14 protein-coding genes are annotated in these 17,121 nt (G+C 67.1%); 9 read left to right on the top strand and 5 right to left on the bottom strand.

The genetic code is table 11. The features are described 5' to 3' along the window. Positions 1-10: 10 nt before the first annotated feature. A complete protein-coding gene (locus tag CAL19_RS03150) occupies positions 11-913 on the bottom strand; it encodes a LysR family transcriptional regulator (protein ID WP_094796006.1) in 903 nt (300 codons plus the stop codon). Between the two features lie 121 nt (positions 914-1,034). Here CAL19_RS03150 and CAL19_RS03145 point away from each other — a divergent pair, with 121 nt between their 5' ends. The 3 genes from CAL19_RS03145 to CAL19_RS03135 all read left to right on the top strand — a co-directional run bounded on the left by CAL19_RS03145 (position 1,035) and on the right by CAL19_RS03135 (position 4,959). Further along, positions 1,035-2,723, top strand: a complete 1,689-nt coding sequence (locus CAL19_RS03145) for an acyl-CoA dehydrogenase family protein (RefSeq protein WP_094796005.1) — start codon at positions 1,035-1,037, stop codon at positions 2,721-2,723. 105 nt (positions 2,724-2,828) lie between these two features. Then, a complete protein-coding gene (locus CAL19_RS03140; RefSeq protein WP_094796004.1) occupies positions 2,829-3,806 on the top strand; it encodes a Bug family tripartite tricarboxylate transporter substrate binding protein in 978 nt (325 codons plus the stop codon). A gap of 13 nt (positions 3,807-3,819) precedes the next feature. Then, the gene (locus CAL19_RS03135) at positions 3,820-4,959 is read left to right on the top strand and encodes a CaiB/BaiF CoA transferase family protein (protein ID WP_094796003.1); all 1,140 of its coding nucleotides are present in this window, start codon (positions 3,820-3,822) and stop codon (positions 4,957-4,959) included. Here CAL19_RS03135 and ggt read toward each other — a convergent pair. Next, a complete protein-coding gene (ggt, locus tag CAL19_RS03130) occupies positions 4,956-6,704 on the bottom strand; it encodes a gamma-glutamyltransferase (protein ID WP_094796002.1) in 1,749 nt (582 codons plus the stop codon). The two genes, CAL19_RS03135 and ggt, sit on opposite strands and share 4 nt — an antisense overlap. A gap of 97 nt (positions 6,705-6,801) precedes the next feature. On the opposite strand from ggt, the gene CAL19_RS03125 reads away from it, so the two are divergent. After that, positions 6,802-7,698, top strand: a complete 897-nt coding sequence (locus CAL19_RS03125; protein WP_026640929.1) for a LysR family transcriptional regulator — start codon at positions 6,802-6,804, stop codon at positions 7,696-7,698. A gap of 78 nt (positions 7,699-7,776) precedes the next feature. Here the strand turns inward: CAL19_RS03125 and CAL19_RS03120 are convergent, their stop codons facing one another. Then, positions 7,777-8,760, bottom strand: coding sequence for a tripartite tricarboxylate transporter substrate binding protein BugE (locus CAL19_RS03120; RefSeq protein ID WP_026640930.1), 984 nt, complete (start codon positions 8,758-8,760; stop codon positions 7,777-7,779). 222 nt (positions 8,761-8,982) lie between these two features. Between CAL19_RS03120 and CAL19_RS03115 the strand changes: the two genes are divergently transcribed. Then, the gene (locus CAL19_RS03115) at positions 8,983-9,900 is read left to right on the top strand and encodes an AEC family transporter (RefSeq protein WP_094796001.1); all 918 of its coding nucleotides are present in this window, start codon (positions 8,983-8,985) and stop codon (positions 9,898-9,900) included. A gap of 634 nt (positions 9,901-10,534) precedes the next feature. Here CAL19_RS03115 and fumC read toward each other — a convergent pair. Next, positions 10,535-11,926 carry a class II fumarate hydratase gene (fumC, locus tag CAL19_RS03110; protein ID WP_026640932.1) on the bottom strand — a complete coding sequence of 464 codons (1,392 nt, stop codon included), beginning with the start codon at positions 11,924-11,926 and terminating at the stop codon, positions 10,535-10,537. 142 nt (positions 11,927-12,068) lie between these two features. Between fumC and tsaE the strand changes: the two genes are divergently transcribed. The 3 genes from tsaE to CAL19_RS03095 all read left to right on the top strand — a co-directional run bounded on the left by tsaE (position 12,069) and on the right by CAL19_RS03095 (position 14,430). Next, complete coding sequence (gene tsaE, locus CAL19_RS03105) at positions 12,069-12,605, top strand: tRNA (adenosine(37)-N6)-threonylcarbamoyltransferase complex ATPase subunit type 1 TsaE (protein WP_094796000.1); 537 nt, start codon at positions 12,069-12,071, stop codon at positions 12,603-12,605. Further along, a complete protein-coding gene (locus CAL19_RS03100) occupies positions 12,536-13,912 on the top strand; it encodes an N-acetylmuramoyl-L-alanine amidase (RefSeq protein ID WP_026640934.1) in 1,377 nt (458 codons plus the stop codon). The genes tsaE and CAL19_RS03100 overlap by 70 nt, the downstream gene beginning before the upstream one ends. An 86-nt stretch (positions 13,913-13,998) precedes the next feature. After that, a complete protein-coding gene (locus tag CAL19_RS03095; RefSeq protein WP_026640935.1) occupies positions 13,999-14,430 on the top strand; it encodes a VOC family protein in 432 nt (143 codons plus the stop codon). A 19-nt stretch (positions 14,431-14,449) separates the two neighbouring features. Here the strand turns inward: CAL19_RS03095 and CAL19_RS03090 are convergent, their stop codons facing one another. Beyond that, complete coding sequence (locus CAL19_RS03090; protein WP_094796384.1) at positions 14,450-15,091, bottom strand: VTT domain-containing protein; 642 nt, start codon at positions 15,089-15,091, stop codon at positions 14,450-14,452. A 138-nt stretch (positions 15,092-15,229) separates the two neighbouring features. On the opposite strand from CAL19_RS03090, the gene mutL reads away from it, so the two are divergent. Further along, a complete protein-coding gene (gene mutL, locus CAL19_RS03085) occupies positions 15,230-17,119 on the top strand; it encodes a DNA mismatch repair endonuclease MutL (RefSeq protein WP_094796383.1) in 1,890 nt (629 codons plus the stop codon). Positions 17,120-17,121: the final 2 nt, after the last annotated feature.

Genomic DNA, 17,121 nt, shown 5'->3' with positions numbered 1-17,121 from the left:
CGCGGGCAGTTCAGTCCCCTGCCGTCACTAGCCCATAGTGGCGGCGCATGAGCTCCACCGCGCGCTGCAGCAGGGGCGATGCCGCCTGCGCGGACCAGATGGCCCGGCTGACCGAACGCGCTTCATGGTCGAACGCGATGAATCGCGTGCCGGCCAGCCGGCTGCGCGCCAGGCAGGCCGGCACAATGGAAACGCCCAGGCCCTGCGACACCAGCGCGGCCACGCTCAGCCAATGGCGCACTTCGTGGCGCACGGCCGGGTGGAAGCCGGCCGTAACGCACAGCGACAGCACCGTCTCGTAGTAGCTGGGCGAGGCCGCGCGCGCGAAAAAGATGAAGTCCTCGCCTGCCAACGCCGCCAGGCGGACACGCTGGCGCTTCGCCAACGGATGCGCCGCGGGCACGCACAGCACAAAGGGTTCAGCCACCAGGTCCAGCGTGCAGACCTCGGGCGGCGCGGGATTGGCGTGGATAAAGCCCAGGTCTTGTTCGCCACGCCGTACGGCCTCGATCTGGTCGTGCGAATTCAGTTCAGTCAGCACATGCTCTACATCCGGCAGCGCCGCCCTCATCGCGGCCAGAAGGTCGGGCATGCCGCGATACAACATCGACCCCACAAAACCGATGCGCAGGCGTCCGCGCAACCCGGCGTTCACGCGCTGCACCAGCGTACCGATGGCTTCGGACTGGCGCAGCAGCGCCTGGGCTTCGCGATAAAGCACATGCCCCGCGTCCGTCAGGGCCACGTGCCGGCTGGTGCGCTCGAACAGTCTTACGCCCAGCGTGCTTTCCAATTGGCGGATGGCGTAGCTCAGCGGCGGCTGCGACAAATGCAGGCGCGCCGCGGCGCGGCTGAAATGGCGTTCTTCAGCCACCGCGATGAAATACCGCAGCAGTCGGGGTTCAAGATCCATTTGAGTGCCGCATGCCAGGCCGGATTGATATTTACGATGTATTGTTGACCATAAAATCAGTATTTGTATAGATAGATAACCTGCGTGACCATGGCGCTTCGAATGTTTGCCCGAGCCCGCCATGCCAGAATCCTCCGCCATCCCGCAGGATGTGCCCGACTCCCGGGGCCTGAACCTGTTCTGCGCCGATCCTTATGCGGCCCCCCTGTGCGCCCTGTACCTGCCGCCGGCGCTGTACAAGCACCTGTTGCCCCACCTGGAGCGGCTGGGCGCGCTGGCCGGCGGCCCGATCGACGAACTGGCCGCCGTGGCCGACCGGAATCCGCCTACTCTGTCGGTGCGCACGCGCGCCGGCCAGGATGAGTCTCGCATTGACAAACACCCGGCGTATGTCGAGCTGGAGCGCCTGGCATATGAAGAGTTCGGATTGGCGGCGCTTTCGCATCGCGGCGGCGTGCTGGGCTGGCCGGAAGCGATGCCGCCGGCCGCCAAGTACGCGCTGAGCCATGTGTTCGTGCAGGCCGAGTTCGGCCTGTGCTGCCCGGTCAGCATGACCGACTCGCTGGCGCGCACCCTGCGCCGTTATGGCGACCGTGCACTGGTCGAACGCGTGTTGCCCGACGTGATTGCCCAAGACCTGGACACCCTGCGCCAGGGCGCGATGTTCATGACCGAACAAGGCGCGGGCTCCGACGTCAGTGCGACAGCCACCCGCGCCGAGCAGGATGACGACGGCACGTGGCGCCTGTACGGCGATAAGTGGTTCTGCTCGAATCCCGACGCGGGCTACGCCATGGTCCTGGCCCGCAGCGAAGACGTGCCCGGCCTCGGGGGCGTGTCGCTGTTCTTGCTGCCGCGCGACTTGCCCGACGGCACGCACAACGCCTATCGCATTCTGCGCCTGAAGAACAAGCTGGGCACGCGCTCGATGGCCAGCGGCGAAATCCGGCTGGAGGGCGCACAAGCCTGGCTGGTGGGCGAGCGTGGCAAAGGGTTCCAGCAGATGGCCGACATGATCAACAATTCGCGGCTATCCAACGGCATGCGCGCCGCCGGCTTGATGCGGCGCGCGGCGACAGAGGCCGTGTACTTCGCGCAGCATCGTCGCGCCTTCGGCCAGCGCCTGGTCGACATGCCGCTGATGCGCCGGCAACTGGCCAAGATGATCGTCTGGGCCGAGCAGGCACGCAGCGTCATGTACCAGACCGCTGCGGCGCTGGCCCGCGCCGAACAAGATGCCGATGCCGCCGTGCTGGCCCGCATCATGACGCCGCTGATCAAGTTTCGCGCCTGCCGCGACGCGCGCAAGGTCACGGGCGACGCCATGGAGGTGCGTGGCGGATGCGGATACATCGAAGAATTCGTCGAAGCGCGCCTGGTGCGCGACGCGCACCTGGGTTCGATCTGGGAAGGCACCAGCAATATCGTCGCGCTAGACGTGCTGCGCGCGATCAAGAAGACCGAAGCGCTGCAGGCGCTGCGCCGGCACACGGAAAGCCTGCTGCGCGAGGGGGCGCCGTGCGACCCCGCGCTGGCCGATGCGCAGTCGCGTGCATTCGATGGCGCATTCGCGCTGGCCGGCCATGCCGCGTTGCAGGACCGCCCCGATCTGGCGCGCCAGGCTGCATCGGGCCTGTACCACGCGCTGTCGGTCGCCGCCTTGCGGCGCGAGGCGGGCGCGCCCGGCCTGGCCAGCCGCGCCACGCTGGCCGATCTGGTGTTGCGGCACCGGCTGATGCCGCGCGACCCCTGCGAGGTGCCGGCCGACGAAGACGACGATTGCCGCGCCGTGCTGGCCTACGCACTGTAGGCTGGCACGACGCCCGAGGGTCGGCCGCGCGCCGGCCATCTACAACAACGTGCTCCGACCCGCCCCACGGGCGAGAGCGCACCCCACCAACCTGGAGAGACCATCATGCACCGCCGCCTGTTCTGCCTAGCCCTGGCCAGCGCCGCCGCACTGTGCCACCTGCCGTCGACGGCCGCACCAACCTATCCCGACCGGCCCGTGGCGCTGGTCGTGCCGTTTCCCCCCGGCGGCCCCACCGACGCGCTGGCCCGCCGGCTGGCCGATGCCTTGAAAGACCAGCTGGGGCAAACCGTCGTCGTCGAAAACCGGGGCGGCGCCGGCGGCAATATCGGCGCCGAATACGTAGCCCATGCCAAGCCTGATGGCTACACCATTCTGTTCGGCACATCCGGGCCGCTGGCTATCAATGTCAGCCTGTACAAGAACCAGCAATACGATCCGCAGAAAAGTTATGCGCCGGTCGTGCGCATCGGGCACCTGCCCAATATCCTGGTTGTGCACCCGTCGGTCCCCGCACGCGACATGGACGAGCTGATCGCCTATGCAAAAGAGAATCCGGACAAGCTCAGCTACGCGTCATCAGGCAACGGCGCATCGTCGCACCTGGCGGGCATCCTGTTCAACAAGATGGCGGGCACGCAGATTCTGCATGTGCCCTACAAGGGCACCGGGCCGGCCCTGAACGACCTGCTGGGAGGGCAGGTATCCATGTCATTCACCGACATTCTCACCGCCCTGCCGCACGTGCAGGCCGGCTCGCTGCGCGCCATAGGCCTGGCCAGCGCACAGCGCTCGGATGCCCTGCCGCAGCTGCCCACCCTGGCCGAACAGGGCCTCGACGGCTACGACGTCAGCGTGTTCTTCGGCATTGTCGCGCCGCGCGGCACGCCCGACGAAATCGTGGCGCAACTCAACCGCGCGTTCGTCGCAGCCCTGGCCAATCCATCGATTAAAGAGGCGCTGCACAAGCAAGGCATCGTGCCCGCGCAGGATCAGACACCGCAGGGCCTGGCCGACTTCATTGGCGAGCAGGTGCCGAAGTGGCGCGCCGTCATCCGGGACGCCGGCGTGTCGCTGGACTGAAGGAGAGCGGTATATGCCTGTTTCCACATTGACGGCCGGCGCGCTGGCGGGCTGCCGGGTCATCGACCTGTCGCGCGTGCTGGGCGGCCCCTATTGCACCCAATTGCTGGCGGACCATGGCGCCGATGTCATCAAGATCGAGCCGCCGGCCGGCGACGAAACGCGTGGATGGGGCCCGCCGTTTCTGGGCGATACGGCGTCGTACTTTGTAGGCGTCAATCGCGGCAAGCGCGGCATGGTGCTCGACCTGTCGGCGCCGGCGGGCCAGGAACTGCTGCGCCGGCTGCTCGCCGACGCCGATGTGCTGGTGGAAAACTTCAAGCCCGGCACACTGGAAAAATGGGGCTTGGGCTACGACACGCTGAGCCAGGAATTTCCACGGCTGGTTCATTGCCGCGTCAGCGGCTTCGGCGCCGACGGCCCGCTGGGCGGGTTGCCCGGCTACGACGCCTGCGCGCAGGCCATGTGCGGCCTGATGAGCGTCAACGGCGACGCGGACGGCCCCGCCACGCGCGTGGGCCTGCCGGTGGTGGACATGGTCACGGGCCTGAACGCGGCCGTCGCCGTATTGCTGGCCCTGAACGAGCGCGCCCGCAGCGGCCTGGGGCAGTTCCTGGACATCACCTTGTACGACTGCGCGATTTCGCTGCTGCACCCGCATGCGTCCAATTATTTTTTCAGCGGCAAGGTGCCTGCCCGTACCGGCAATGCACATCCCAACATCGCGCCGTACGAGACACTGCCCACGCGCACCGGGCCCATTTTCCTGGCGGTGGGCAACAACCGCCAGTTCGCCGCGCTGGCGCAGGCCCTGCAGGCCCCGCAACTGGCCGGCGATGCCCGTTTCGCCAGCAACGCAGACCGCCTGCTGCATCGCCAGGCGCTGCGTTCGGAGCTGTCGGCGCTGCTGGCCGGCCACGACGCCCCCCGCCTGGCCGAACAGCTGCTGCGCCAGGGCGTACCCGCTGCGGCCGTGCAGACCGTGGAAGACGTGTTGAACCACCCCCACACCCGGCATCGCGACATGGTGTGGGAAGACGGCGACTACCGGGGCGTGGGTTCGCCTGTCAAGCTGTCGCGCACGCCTGCGTCGCTGCGCCGCCCGCCGCCTGCCCTGGGCGAGCACGACGCAGAGATCCGCGGCGCGCGCTAATCGCCCATCACCAGCCCTTCGCGGCGCGGATCGGCGCCGCCCACCAGGCGGCCCTGGTCGATGACGATGCCCTGTATACCGCTGGGAAAGTCCACGGCCCTGGTCTCGTGACCCATGCCCTGCAGCGCCGGCAGCATGTCTTGTAGCGCGGTGCCCCGCTCGACTTCGGTGGCCTGGTTGCGGCTGCCCATGTTGGGCAGCGCAATCGCCTGCTGGATGTCCAGCTTCCAGTCCAGCACGCCAACCAGCGTCTTGGCCACATAGTTGATGATGGCGCTGCCCCCGGGCGAGCCCACCGCGATGTACGGCTTGCCGTCGCGCAACACGATCATGGGAGCCATCGAACTGCGCGGTCGCTTGTTGGCCTGCACACGATTGGCGACGGGCCGGCCTTCCGGGTCTTGCGCCGACAGCGAAAAGTCGGTCAGCTCGTTGTTCAACAGGAAGCCGCGCACAAATATCTTGCTGCCGAAGGCGGATTCGATGGAACTGGTCATGGACAGCACATTGCCCTGCCCGTCGACCGCCGCGATGTGCGATGTGGACGGCACTTCCAGCGCATTGCCGTGTCCGCGCAGCGCCAGCAAGCCCGCCGGATCGCCCGGCAGCGCCGTGCCCAGCGCGCGGTCCGGGTGGATGAGCGCGGCGCGCCGGGCCAAGTATGCCGGGTCCAGCATGGCTTCTACCGGCACCCGGACAAATTCCGGGTCAGCCACATAAAAGCCCCGGTCGGCAAACGCCAGGCGGCCCGCCTCGGCAAAGTAATGCACCGCCTGCACGCTGCGCGGCCCCAGCTTGGCCATCGGAAAATGCTCCAGGATGCCCAGCATCTGCAACACGGCGAGCGGCCCGCTGCTGGGCGGGGGCGGCCCGCACAGGCGGTAGCCGCGATACAGGCCGCACACGGGCTCGCGCGTACGCGCACGGTAGGCGGCCAGGTCGGCCACGCTCAGGTCGCCGGGGGTTGCGTGGGCGCGCACCGCCGCGACGATGTCCTGCGCAATGTCACCGTGATAGAACGCGCTTGCACCCTTGTCGGCGACGCGCCGCAGCACGGCGGCGTAATCGGGGTTCTTCAGCACGTGGCCTACCGGCCACGGCCGGCCGTCCGGCCCCAGGAAATAACGCGCCGCCGCCGGCTGCGCCAGCAATTCGTCGCGCGATTCGGCCAGCATGGCATGCAGGCGCGGCGACACTTCGAAACCTTGAATGGCCAGCTCGATGGCAGGCTGGAACAGCGTGCGCCACGCAAGCTTGCCCTGTTGCGCGTGAGCCAGTTCCAACCCGCGCAGCAGGCCCGGCGTGCCGACCGACATGCCGCTGTTGACGGCCTGCTTGAACGGCAGCGGCTTGCCGTCACGCATGAAGCGGTCGGCGCGCGCGGCCGCCGGCGCGGACTCGCGGGCATCGTAGACACGCATCCGGCCGTCGCGTGCGGCATAGTGCACCATGAACGCGCCGCCGCCCAGGCCCGACGACTGTGGCTCGGTCAGGCCCAGCACCAATTGCGCCGCGATGGCGGCATCCACGGCGCTGCCCCCTGCGCGCAACATGCGGTAGCCCGCCTCGGTGGCCAGCGGGTTGGCGGTTGCCACCATGTACCGCTGCGCCGTCACCGCCTGCCTGGCCACGTAGCCCGAGGCCGCTTCAGGGTTGAGGCTTTCGTGCGCGGCGGGCTGCGCCCAACCGGGCGCGCCCCACACGGCGCATGCGGCGCCTATCCCTATCCAGAATCGAATGCGCATGGCTGGCCTCCAGGGTTGCGCGGCGCCGGCTGGCGGCCGCCACGGCCATTATCGCAATAGAATGCGTCACGCTGCCTGTGTCGCCTATGATTGCCCCATGCGCCTGCGCCACATAGAAATCTTCGAAGCCATACGCCGCACCGGTTCGCTGACAGAAGCCGCGGCGGCGCTGCACATTTCACAGCCGGCCGCCAGCAAGCTGCTGGCGCATGCCGAGGCCCAGCTGGGCTTCAAACTGTTCGACCGCGTCAAGGGCCGGCTGGTGGCCACGCGCGAGGCCGAGATCCTGACCCCGGAAGTCTCGCGACTGAACCAGGACCTGAGCAGCCTGCGCCGCCTGGCGGCGAACCTGCGCGAACGCCCGAACGGCCACCTGCGGGTGGGCTGCGCGCCGGCGCTGGGTCTGGGGCTGCTGCCGCAGGTCGTGCGCGCCAGCCGCGACACGCGGCCCGGCATCACCTTCGACATCCACACGCATCACAGCGCGGAACTGGTGCAGGGGCTGCTGGCGCGCGAGCTCGATGTGGCCGTGACGTTCGATATGCACGACTACCCCGGCCTGACACGCGCGCCGCTGGGCCATACCGAACTCGTGCACCTGGGCCGCAAGCCCGGCGGGGGCAGTACCCGGCTGGCCGACCTGATGCACGATACGCTCATCCTGCTGGATGCTCGCGATGCGTCGGGGTCGCTGCTGCAGATGGCGCTGGATGCGCAAGGCCTGGATCCGGAAGTCGCCATCCAGGTGCAGACACATTATGTGGCCTGCGCCCTGGCCGAGGCCGGTTGCGGCGAAGCCATTGTGGACGCCATTACCGTCCGCGCCATGCTGCGGCCGGGCATGGTGGTGCGTCGCCTGGACCCGCCGCTCAAGGTGCCGCTCAGCATCCTGACGCGCACCCAGGACCCGCTTTCGGCGCTGCATCGAGAACTCATCGAACGCCTGCGCCAGGCCTGCGCCGAGCTCGAGCAGCAGTTTCCGCTGGCCCCATGAAAAACGGGCGCCCCAGGGGCGCCCGTAACGCTCGACCACGTTGCGGGCGCCGCGACGCCCGCGTGGCCTGCATGCGGCTTAGTTGAGCGTGATGTTGCTCTGCTTGACGATGTCTTTCGCCCAGTCGTATTGCTCTTTGATTTCCTTGGCGAACTCTTCAGGCGTGTTGCCCGACGGCGCCGAACCCTGCTGGTCGAGCGCTTGGACGACCTTCGGGTCTTTCAGGGCCACCACGGCGGCGTCGCGCAGCTTGTTGACGATGTCCATGGGCGTGCCCGCGGGCGCCAGCAGTCCGTACCAGACCGGCTGGTTCAGCTTTGCGAAATCCACTTCCTTGAAGGTGGGCACGTCTTTGATGGCGTCGATGCGCTCGGGCCAGGCAATGGCCATTGCGCGCAGGTTGCCCGCCTGGATCTGGGGCATGGACGACGGCAGGTTGTCGAACAGGATCTCGATCTGGCCGCCGACCGCGTCCGCCACGGCCGGACCCGACCCCTTGTAGGGCACGTGCACGATGTCGGTGCCGGTGGCGATCTTGAACGATTCACCCATCAGGTGCAGCACGCCGCACGTGCCCGAGCTGCCGTACGAGTACTTGCCGGGGTTCTTCTTCAGCTCTTCGAGAAAGCCCTTGAAGTCCTTGGCGGGGAACTTGGGATTCACCGACACCACGTTGGCGGTGTTGGCGAAATTGGTAACCGGCTGAAAGTCCTTGATGGGGTCGTAGGGCAGATCGTCCGGACGGCAGGCCGAGTTGACCGCCATGGTGGACACGGTGGCGATCGACAGCGTGTAGCCGTCGGGCGCCGCGCGGGCCGCTTCCGCCGCGCCGATGGCGCCGCCTGCGCCGCCCTTGTTTTCAACCACCATCGGTTGGCCCAGTTCCTGGCTCATGCGCTGGGTGACCAGGCGCGCGATGATGTCGGTGGACCCGCCCGGCGCGAACGGCACGATGACGCGGATAGGCTTGTTCGGATAGGCGTCGGCGGCCACGGCGCCGGACGTGGCGGCCAGGCCGCAGGCCATCGCGACAGCGGTGGCGAGGGTACGTGCTTTGATCATCATTGTTGTATTTCCTCCAAGTGCGGGCCCCTGTTGAGGCCGATGGTGCAGGCATCGGCGTACGGCCGGTAGGCCGCGTGCCGTGAATCGGGTGAGGCGAAGTATATAAAAACCGGTTTATCGGTCGTGCGCGCGCTCTGCCGAATTCGTGGAGAATATCAGCAAATCGGCGCCTGGCGCGGGTGGGATTTGCGGTAGTTTCCCCAATTTTTTCGGATTTTCATGTCGGTTGCGCTGCTCGTCCTGCCGGATTTCCTGCTCATCGCCCTGGGTTGGCTGCTGCGCCACAAACTGGGCTTTACCCGCGAGTTTTTCGCCGGCACCGAGCGCATGGTGTATTTCGTGCTGTTCCCCGCCATGCTGTTCCAGGCGATTCTGCGCACGCCCATCAGCGCGGGGGCGGCGCTGACCCTGTTGCAGGCCACGTCGCTGGTGCTTGGAGCAGGCATCGCGCTGACCTGGCTGGGCGGACGCGCCCTGCGCGCGCAACCGTTGGCGCTGGCGTCCGCCGCGCAATGCGGGTTCCGCTTCAATACCTATATCGGCCTGGCGTTGGCGGCCAGCCTGGGTGGCGCGCAGGGGCAGACGACCATGGCGCTGATCGTCGGCTTTGCGGTGCCTATTGCAAATATCGCGGCTGTGTATGGGCTGGCGCGCCATGGCGGCAATGGGGTGCTGCGCGAGCTGCTGCGCAATCCGCTGCTGATGGCTACGGTGCTGGGGCTGGCGGGCAATCTGGCGGGGCTGCAGTTGCCGGGGCCGGTGGATACGGTGCTGGCGCGCCTGGGGGCGGCGTCGCTGGCTCTGGGCATCCTGTGCGTGGGCGCCAGCCTGTTCTGGCAAGGCGGCCAGGGGCAGGGCCGGCTGATTGCGTGGGTGCTGACGGTGAAGCTGGTGCTGTTGCCGCTGGCGGCGCTGGGAGCGGCCAGGTTCTGCGGCCTGCCGCCGGGCGAGGCGCGCATGCTGCTGCTGTTCGCTGCGTTGCCCACTGCGTCGGCGGCTTATGTGCTGGCGATGCGGATGGGGGGAGACGGGCGGATGGTGTCGGTGTTGATTTCGCTGGGGACGCTGCTGTCGGTGGTGACGGTGCCGGTTTGGATGGCGGTGGGGGGTGAGGGTGGAGTTGAGGTGGGGAGTTGAGGTGGGGAGTTGAGGTGGGGAGTTGAGGTGGGGAGTTGAGGTGGGGAGTTGAGGTGGGGAGTTGAGGTGGGGAGTTGAGGTTGTGGGGCGTCTGGGTGGGGGCGGGGGCGGGCATCGGCTTCACGGTGCCGTCCGGGCGCCCCGCGCGCCCGGGCCCGGCCCCGAGGCGCCTCCGCCCGCCCCCGCCCCCACCCAGACTCGCAGAATCTCAATGACCCACAACGCCGGGTAGAGTGGAGTTCTTGCCCCATTAGGCTCCAGCAGGGTGCAAGGAAAGACAGTACAGGGCCGCCCGCGCGCGCCGCCCCCCGCGGCCCGCGCAGGCATAAATGAAGCGGGATGGCGGGAGTATGAAGGGGTGGCGGGTGCTGGGGCTGGCGCTGCGGTCGGTGCCTGGGCCGGTGCCGGAGCCGGCGAGATCGGTGTCTGACTCCCCGACAGGGGTGTCAGACACCTTCCGCATCTCCGCGCTGCTCCCAACCGACGACGTACCTCACCCCCACCTGCCGGCGTCTGTCATTGCCGACGGTACGGGGGCCGGAGCCGGGGCCGGGCCGGTGTCTGACTCCCCGACAGGGGTGTCAGACACCTTCCGCCTCTCCGCGCTGTTCCCAACCGACAACGTGCGCCGCCCCTACCTGCCGGCGTTTGTCATTGCGGACGGTACGACCCATTGCGCGAATTGTTCTTCTGTGACGTAGCCCAGGGCCAGTGCGGCGTCTTTGAGGGATAGGTTTTCTTTGTGCGCTTTTTTGGCGATCTGGGCGGCCTTGTCGTAGCCGATGTGGGGGTTCAGGGCGGTCACCAGCATCAGCGAGCGTTCGACGAGTTCGGCGATGCGTTCGCGGTTGGGTTCGATGCCGGCGGCGCAGTGCTGGTCGAAACTTGCCATGCCGTCGGCGAGCAGGCGCACGGATTGCAGGAAGTTGTGGATCACCAGCGGCTTGAATACGTTGAGCTCGAAATTGCCGCTGGCTCCGCCTATGTTAATGGCGACATCGTTGCCCATGACTTGCGCGGCCAGCATGGTGATGGCTTCGCACTGGGTGGGGTTGACCTTGCCCGGCATGATCGAGCTGCCCGGCTCGTTCTCGGGAATGCTGATTTCACCCAGGCCCGACCGCGGTCCGCTGGCCAGCCAGCGCACATCGTTGGCGATTTTCATCAGCGCGGCCGCCAGCGCCTTGAGCGCGCCGTGGGCGAACAGCAAGGCCTCGTGGGACGCAAGCGCCTGGAACTTGTTGGGCGCCGATACGAAGGCCGATCCGGTGTCGTGCGCCAGTTCGGCGCACACGCGCGCGCTGAATTCGGGATGCGCGTTCAGCCCCGTGCCGACCGCCGTGCCGCCGATGGCCAGCTGGTGCAGTCCGGGCAGCGTTGCGCGCAATTGCTGTTCGGCCAGGTCAAGCTGCGCGACGTGCCCGGACAATTCCTGCCCCAGCGTCAGGGGCGTTGCGTCCTGCAGGTGCGTGCGGCCGATTTTCACGATGTCGTAGAACGCCGCGCTCTTGGCGGCCAGCGTGCCGCGCAGCGCCTTCAGCGCCGGCAACAGGTGATGTTCGATCTGCAGCGCCGCGGCCACATGCATGGCCGTGGGGAAGGTGTCGTTGGACGATTGCCCGCGGTTGACGTGGTCATTGGGATGCACCTTGCGCGCTTCGCCTCGCTCGCCGCCCAGCAACTCGGACGCGCGGTTGGCCAGCACCTCGTTCATGTTCATGTTGCTCTGCGTGCCCGAGCCTGTCTGCCAGACCGACAACGGAAACTCGTCGGGCCACTTGCCGGCGACGACTTCATCGGCCGCCTTGACGATCGCGTCGGCAATTTGGCGGTCGAGCTCGCCCAGATCGGCGTTGACTTTGGCGGCTGCCCGCTTCAGGCTGGCCATGGCGTGTACCAGCGGCGCCGGCATGCGCTCGGTTGAAATGGCGAAGAACTGCAAAGAGCGTTGCGTCTGGGCGCCCCACAGATGGTCGGCGGGAACGTCAATGGGACCAAAGGTGTCTTTCTCGATACGGGTTTTCATGTCGGAGGCTTCCTGGGATCGCCCACGGAACGAACGCCGCGAGCCGAGCTCAAACGAGAATAAAAATCAATACGATGATAGCAGACCGCCTGGCTACCTATAATCCGGGCACGTCCATCCGTTTTACCACTCCGCCCACGCCATGTCCGTTCCGCCGCGCAACCTGACCCTGCATTTGCCCGATGAGGCCGCCACCGAGGCGCTGGCGCGCCAGTTTGCGCCGCTGGTGGGTGGCGCGGGCGGCCTGCCGGCAGGCGGGCGCATTCATCTGCAGGGCGACCTGGGCGCAGGCAAAACCGCGTTCACCCGGGCACTGTTGCGTGCATGCGGCATCCAGGGCCGCATCAAGAGCCCAAGCTATGCCCTGCTTGAATCTTATAAAGTTTCTAACTTATACTTCTATCACTTTGATTTTTATAGATTTAGCGATCCGCGCGAATGGTTGGACGCAGGTTTTCGCGATTTGCTGCGCGATGACGCGGTTGTCCTGATCGAATGGCCCGAGCGTGCCGAAGGCTTATTACCCCCTCCGGACATGCAGATTTCCCTGGCCTATGCCGGCCCGGGCCGCGATGCCACCCTCACCGCCCATACCGCCCGAGGACAAACATGGTTGAACGCGATTGTCCCAACGCCCCAGGCGCCCTCTCCTCCCGCGGCGCCCAGCGCCGACGCCTGATCAGCGTCGCCACCACGCTGCTCGTCCTTCCCGTACTGCCGCGGCTGGCCAGCGCCGCCACCATCCTGGCCGTGCGCACCTGGCCGGCCGAGGAATACACCCGCGTCACCCTTGAACTCGACAGCGAACTCAAGGCAGAACATTTCACGCTGGAAAATCCGCACCGGCTGGTGGTCGACCTGGAAGGCCTGCAAGTCAGCAGCGCGCTGAACCAGCTGATCTCCAAGGTGCGCCCCGACGACCCGTACATCCAGGCGCTCAGGGTGGCGCAGAACCGCCCCAATGTCGTGCGCCTGGTCTTCGACCTGAAACAGGGCGTGGCGCCCCAGGTATTCACGCTCAAGCCGGTGGGCGACTATCAATACCGCCTGGTGCTCGACCTGTATCCCAAGGTGGCGCAAGACCCCCTGATGGCGATGCTGAAAAAGCAGGCCGGCCCCGACGTCGACGATCCGCTGGCGCGCATTCTCGAAGACATCGCACGCAATCCCGGCGCGCCCCCCGCTCCCGCCCCGCAGGCGCAGGGGCAGGAACCGCCGCCGGCCATCGCCATGCCCAAGCCGGCGCCCGAGCCCGCCCGTCCGGCGCGCCGCAAGCGCATGCTCACCATCGCGCTGGACCCCGGCCATGGCGGCGAAGATCCGGGCGCCATCGGCAAGAGCGGCCTGCGCGAAAAAGACGTGGTGCTGCGCATTGCCCGGCGCCTGAAAACGCTGATCGACGCACAGCCCAATATGCGGGCCTACCTGACGCGCGACGACGACTATTTCGTGCCGCTGCATGTGCGCGTCCAGAAGGCGCGCCGCGTGCGCGCCGACCTGTTCATTTCCATCCATGCCGATGCGTGGATCAAGCCCACCGCCAGCGGCTCGTCGGTATTTGCGCTGTCACAGCGGGGCGCCTCGAGCACGCAGGCACGTTGGCTGGCCAACAAAGAAAACGCCGCCGACCTGATAGGCGGCGTCAATCTGGGCAGCCACGACAAAAACGTCGCCAAGGTGCTGCTTGATCTGTCCACCACGGCGCAGATCAACGATTCGCTACGGCTGGGCGCGGCTTTCCTGGACGAAATCAAGAAAATCAACCGGCTGCACAAGCGCCAGGTCGAGCAAGCGGGTTTCGCGGTGCTCAAGGCTCCCGACATCCCTTCTATCCTGGTTGAAACAGCGTTCATCAGCAATCCGCGCGAAGAAGCGCTGTTGCGCTCTTCCAGCCACCAGCAGAAACTGGCCGAGGCGATGATGACGGGCATCCAGCAATACTTCGTTGCCAATCCTCCCATCGCGCATATTGCCGACGCCAGCTAGCGCCCGCAAAATAATCGTCCAAGACGCAAGACGCGCGCGGACGCAGAGCCGACGACTGACATCATTTCCCCAGCCGGAGACTGATCATGACATCGCCTGCCAGCGAGCCGCCGCGTCTTTTTCCCACCCTGCTATGCAATGACGCCGAACGGATGATCCAGTGGCTGGTCGACACAGTGGGTTTCACGGAACATGTGGTGTACCGGCATGGCGGCGTGGTCGTGCACGCCGAACTGGCCTTCGGATCGTCGATATTGATGCTGGGCCAGCATCGCGATCATGCGTACAGCCAACTGGTCGGCAGCCTGGAAGGACGCCGCACCGATTCGCTGTACCTGGCGGTGGACGACGCCGACGCCCTATACGAAACCCTGCGGGGTGCGGGCGCGCACATCGAAAGGGCAATCGCCGACACCGATTTCGGCAGCCGCGAATTTTCGTGCCGCGACCCGGAACTCAACCTGTGGACGTTCGGCACTTACTGGCCCAAGACCGGCAACCCGCCGGCACAGCAATAAGCGCGCTTGTCGCGCCCGGTCAGTCTCGCAAGCGGCGGGCTCGCGCCAGCCTGAACAATGCCGCGCCCGTCACCGGCGCCATGGCCGCCGCCAGCCCCGCCAGCACGATCGTGTTCAAGTGATCTCTGACCAGCGGGATATTGCCGAAAAAATACCCTGCCGCAACCAGCCCGCCCACCCACAGCGCCGCGCCCCCTGCATTGAACAACTGGAAGCGCAGCAGGTTCATGCGGCCCACGCCCGCCACGAACGGCGCGAACGTGCGTACCACGGGCACGAAGCGTGACATCACGATGGCCTTGCCGCCGTGCCTTCTGCAGAACAGGCGCGCACGCAGCAGCGCGGCGCGGTCCAGAAGGCGCGCGTTCTGACTGAACACGCGCGGCCCGATGGCGCGTCCGATGAAGTAGTTCACCGTATTGCCCGCGGCTGCCGCCATCATGAGCAACCCGCCCAGCCACAAGGGGTCGAGCGCGCCTGTGGCCCCGAACGCGCCACCGACGAACAGCAGCGAATCCCCCGGCAAGAATGGCGCGATGACCAGCCCGGTCTCGGCGAAAACAATCACGAACAGCGCCAGGTAAACACCCGCGCCATACTGCTGCACCCAGACGCCCAGCGCCTGGTCGATGTGCAGCACCATCTGAAGAAAGTCGAGCATGCCGTTACCGTAGATCATGACACCGGGCGTGCAGACTATAGCGCAAGGCCCGCGGGCGGTCCGTCGGCGCCTCGTGGCGGGCCCGCGCCGGCGGGCGGCTAAAATCACCACATGCCCGATTCCACCCAGCCGCATTCCATGTCAGAACGCCGCGCGATCGCCGCCCTGCCCGACCTGCTGATCAGCCAGATCGCCGCAGGCGAAGTCATCGAACGGCCTTCGTCGGTGCTGAAAGAAGTACTCGAAAACGCTATTGATGCCGGCGCCCGTGCCATCGAGGTGCGGCTGGAAGGCGGCGGTATCCGGCGCATTGCCGTCACTGACGACGGCGCAGGCATCCCGCCCGAAGAACTGCCGCTGGCGCTGACCCGCCATGCCACCAGCAAGATTCGCTCGCTGGACGAACTGGAATCCGTCGGTTCTATGGGGTTTCGCGGCGAGGCGCTGGCCTCGATTGCCTCGGTGGCGCAGCTTACGCTGATTTCGCGCACGCGCCAGGCGCAGCACGCCTGGCAGATCGACGGCCACAGCCTTCAGGTGACCCCCGCATCCGGCCCGCCGGGCACCACCGTGGACGTGCGCCAACTGTTTGATTCCGTGCCGGCGCGACGCAAGTTCCTGCGCGCCGAAGCCACCGAGTTCGGCCACTGTGTCGACGCGCTGGAACGTATCGCGCTTGCCCATCCCGGCATTGCGTTCCGGCTGTTTCACCACGACCGCGCGCAACGCCAGTGGCTGCCCGCCGACGCGGGGCAGCGTATCCGCGACGTGCTGGGCGCCGAATTCGTCGAGCATGGCCTGCCGCTCAGCGCCGCGGCCGGCGCCATCAGCCTGGCCGGCATGATCACCCGCCCCACCGCGGCCCGTGCGCGGGCCGACCGCCAGTACCTGTACGTCAACGGGCGTTTTGTGCGCGACCGCACGGTCAGCCACGCATTGCGCGCCGCCTATGCCGATGTGCTTCATGGCGACCGGCAGCCGGCCTATGTGCTGTACCTGGATATCGACCCCGGCGCCGTGGATGTCAACGTGCATCCGGCCAAGCACGAAGTGCGCTTCCGCGACAGCGGGGCGGTGCATCGGTTCGTGGGCCAGGTGGTGGCGCAGGCGCTGGCGCAGACTGGCGGCGCCTCGGCCGTCGCGGCCCCGGCAACCGCGCTGCCAGCGCAGCCGGCCGCGGAAACCGCGGCTGACGCGCGGCGTCTCGTGCCGGGCGAACAACCCCTTGCCCCGACGCATGATCGCCCCCATGCGCAGACGTCGACGGATGGGCGCGCCGCACGCCCGCACACCCAGGTGCCATTCCGCCTGCATGCCGAACCCGCCGGCGTGCCCGCCGCCGACTGGCGCTCGCTGTACCGGCCACTCGATGCGGCGCCGCCCCCGCAAGCCGCCACCACGCGCGAACCGCAGCCGGCGCCGGCCTCGCTGCCGATGGACGAGGAACATCCGCTGGGCATGGCGCTGGCGCAGCTGCATGGCATATACATTCTGGCGCAGAACCGCCGGGGCCTGGTGCTGGTGGACATGCATGCAGCGCACGAACGGGTGGTGTACGAACAGCTCAAGAATGCACTGGATGCCCGGGAACTGCCCCGCCAGGACTTGCTCGTGCCCGTGGTATTCCACGCGCACGAAAAGGACGTGGCGCTGGTCGAAGAAAACCAGGAACAGCTCGCCGGCCTGGGGTTCGACATGCGGCCGTCGGGGCCCGCGTCGATCGCGGTGCGCTCCGTACCCGCCCTGCTCGCGCGCGGCGACATCGAAACGCTGGCGCGCGCCGTATTGCGCGACCTGGCCACCGTGGGCGTATCGCGCCTGATGACCGAGCAGCGCAACGAACTCCTGGCCACCATGGCCTGCCATGGTTCGGTGCGCGCCAACCGCCGCCTTACCATCGAAGAAATGAACGCGCTGTTGCGCCAGATGGAAACGACGGAGCGCGCCGATCAGTGCAATCACGGACGCCCTACATGGGTGCAGTGGTCATTATCCGACCTCGACAAACTGTTCCTGCGCGGGCAATAGCC

Source organism: Bordetella genomosp. 7 (assembly GCF_002261265.1).
GTDB lineage: Bacteria > Pseudomonadota > Gammaproteobacteria > Burkholderiales > Burkholderiaceae_B > Bordetella_A.
This window is presented reverse-complemented; position numbering and strand designations above follow the sequence as displayed.

Excerpts from the sequence above, each read along its gene's own strand:
- CAL19_RS03150 (WP_094796006.1), bottom strand. The coding sequence starts at position 913 with ATGGATCTTGAACCCCGACTGCTGCGGTATTTCATCGCGGTGGCTGAA.
- CAL19_RS03145 (WP_094796005.1), top strand. The coding sequence starts at position 1,035 with ATGCCAGAATCCTCCGCCATCCCGCAGGATGTGCCCGACTCCCGGGGC.
- CAL19_RS03140 (WP_094796004.1), top strand. The coding sequence starts at position 2,829 with ATGCACCGCCGCCTGTTCTGCCTAGCCCTGGCCAGCGCCGCCGCACTG.
- CAL19_RS03135 (WP_094796003.1), top strand. The coding sequence starts at position 3,820 with ATGCCTGTTTCCACATTGACGGCCGGCGCGCTGGCGGGCTGCCGGGTC.
- ggt (WP_094796002.1), bottom strand. The coding sequence starts at position 6,704 with ATGCGCATTCGATTCTGGATAGGGATAGGCGCCGCATGCGCCGTGTGG.
- CAL19_RS03125 (WP_026640929.1), top strand. The coding sequence starts at position 6,802 with ATGCGCCTGCGCCACATAGAAATCTTCGAAGCCATACGCCGCACCGGT.
- CAL19_RS03120 (WP_026640930.1), bottom strand. The coding sequence starts at position 8,760 with ATGATCAAAGCACGTACCCTCGCCACCGCTGTCGCGATGGCCTGCGGC.
- CAL19_RS03115 (WP_094796001.1), top strand. The coding sequence starts at position 8,983 with ATGTCGGTTGCGCTGCTCGTCCTGCCGGATTTCCTGCTCATCGCCCTG.
- fumC (WP_026640932.1), bottom strand. The coding sequence starts at position 11,926 with ATGAAAACCCGTATCGAGAAAGACACCTTTGGTCCCATTGACGTTCCC.
- tsaE (WP_094796000.1), top strand. The coding sequence starts at position 12,069 with ATGTCCGTTCCGCCGCGCAACCTGACCCTGCATTTGCCCGATGAGGCC.
- CAL19_RS03100 (WP_026640934.1), top strand. The coding sequence starts at position 12,536 with ATGGTTGAACGCGATTGTCCCAACGCCCCAGGCGCCCTCTCCTCCCGC.
- CAL19_RS03095 (WP_026640935.1), top strand. The coding sequence starts at position 13,999 with ATGACATCGCCTGCCAGCGAGCCGCCGCGTCTTTTTCCCACCCTGCTA.
- CAL19_RS03090 (WP_094796384.1), bottom strand. The coding sequence starts at position 15,091 with ATGCTCGACTTTCTTCAGATGGTGCTGCACATCGACCAGGCGCTGGGC.
- mutL (WP_094796383.1), top strand. The coding sequence starts at position 15,230 with ATGTCAGAACGCCGCGCGATCGCCGCCCTGCCCGACCTGCTGATCAGC.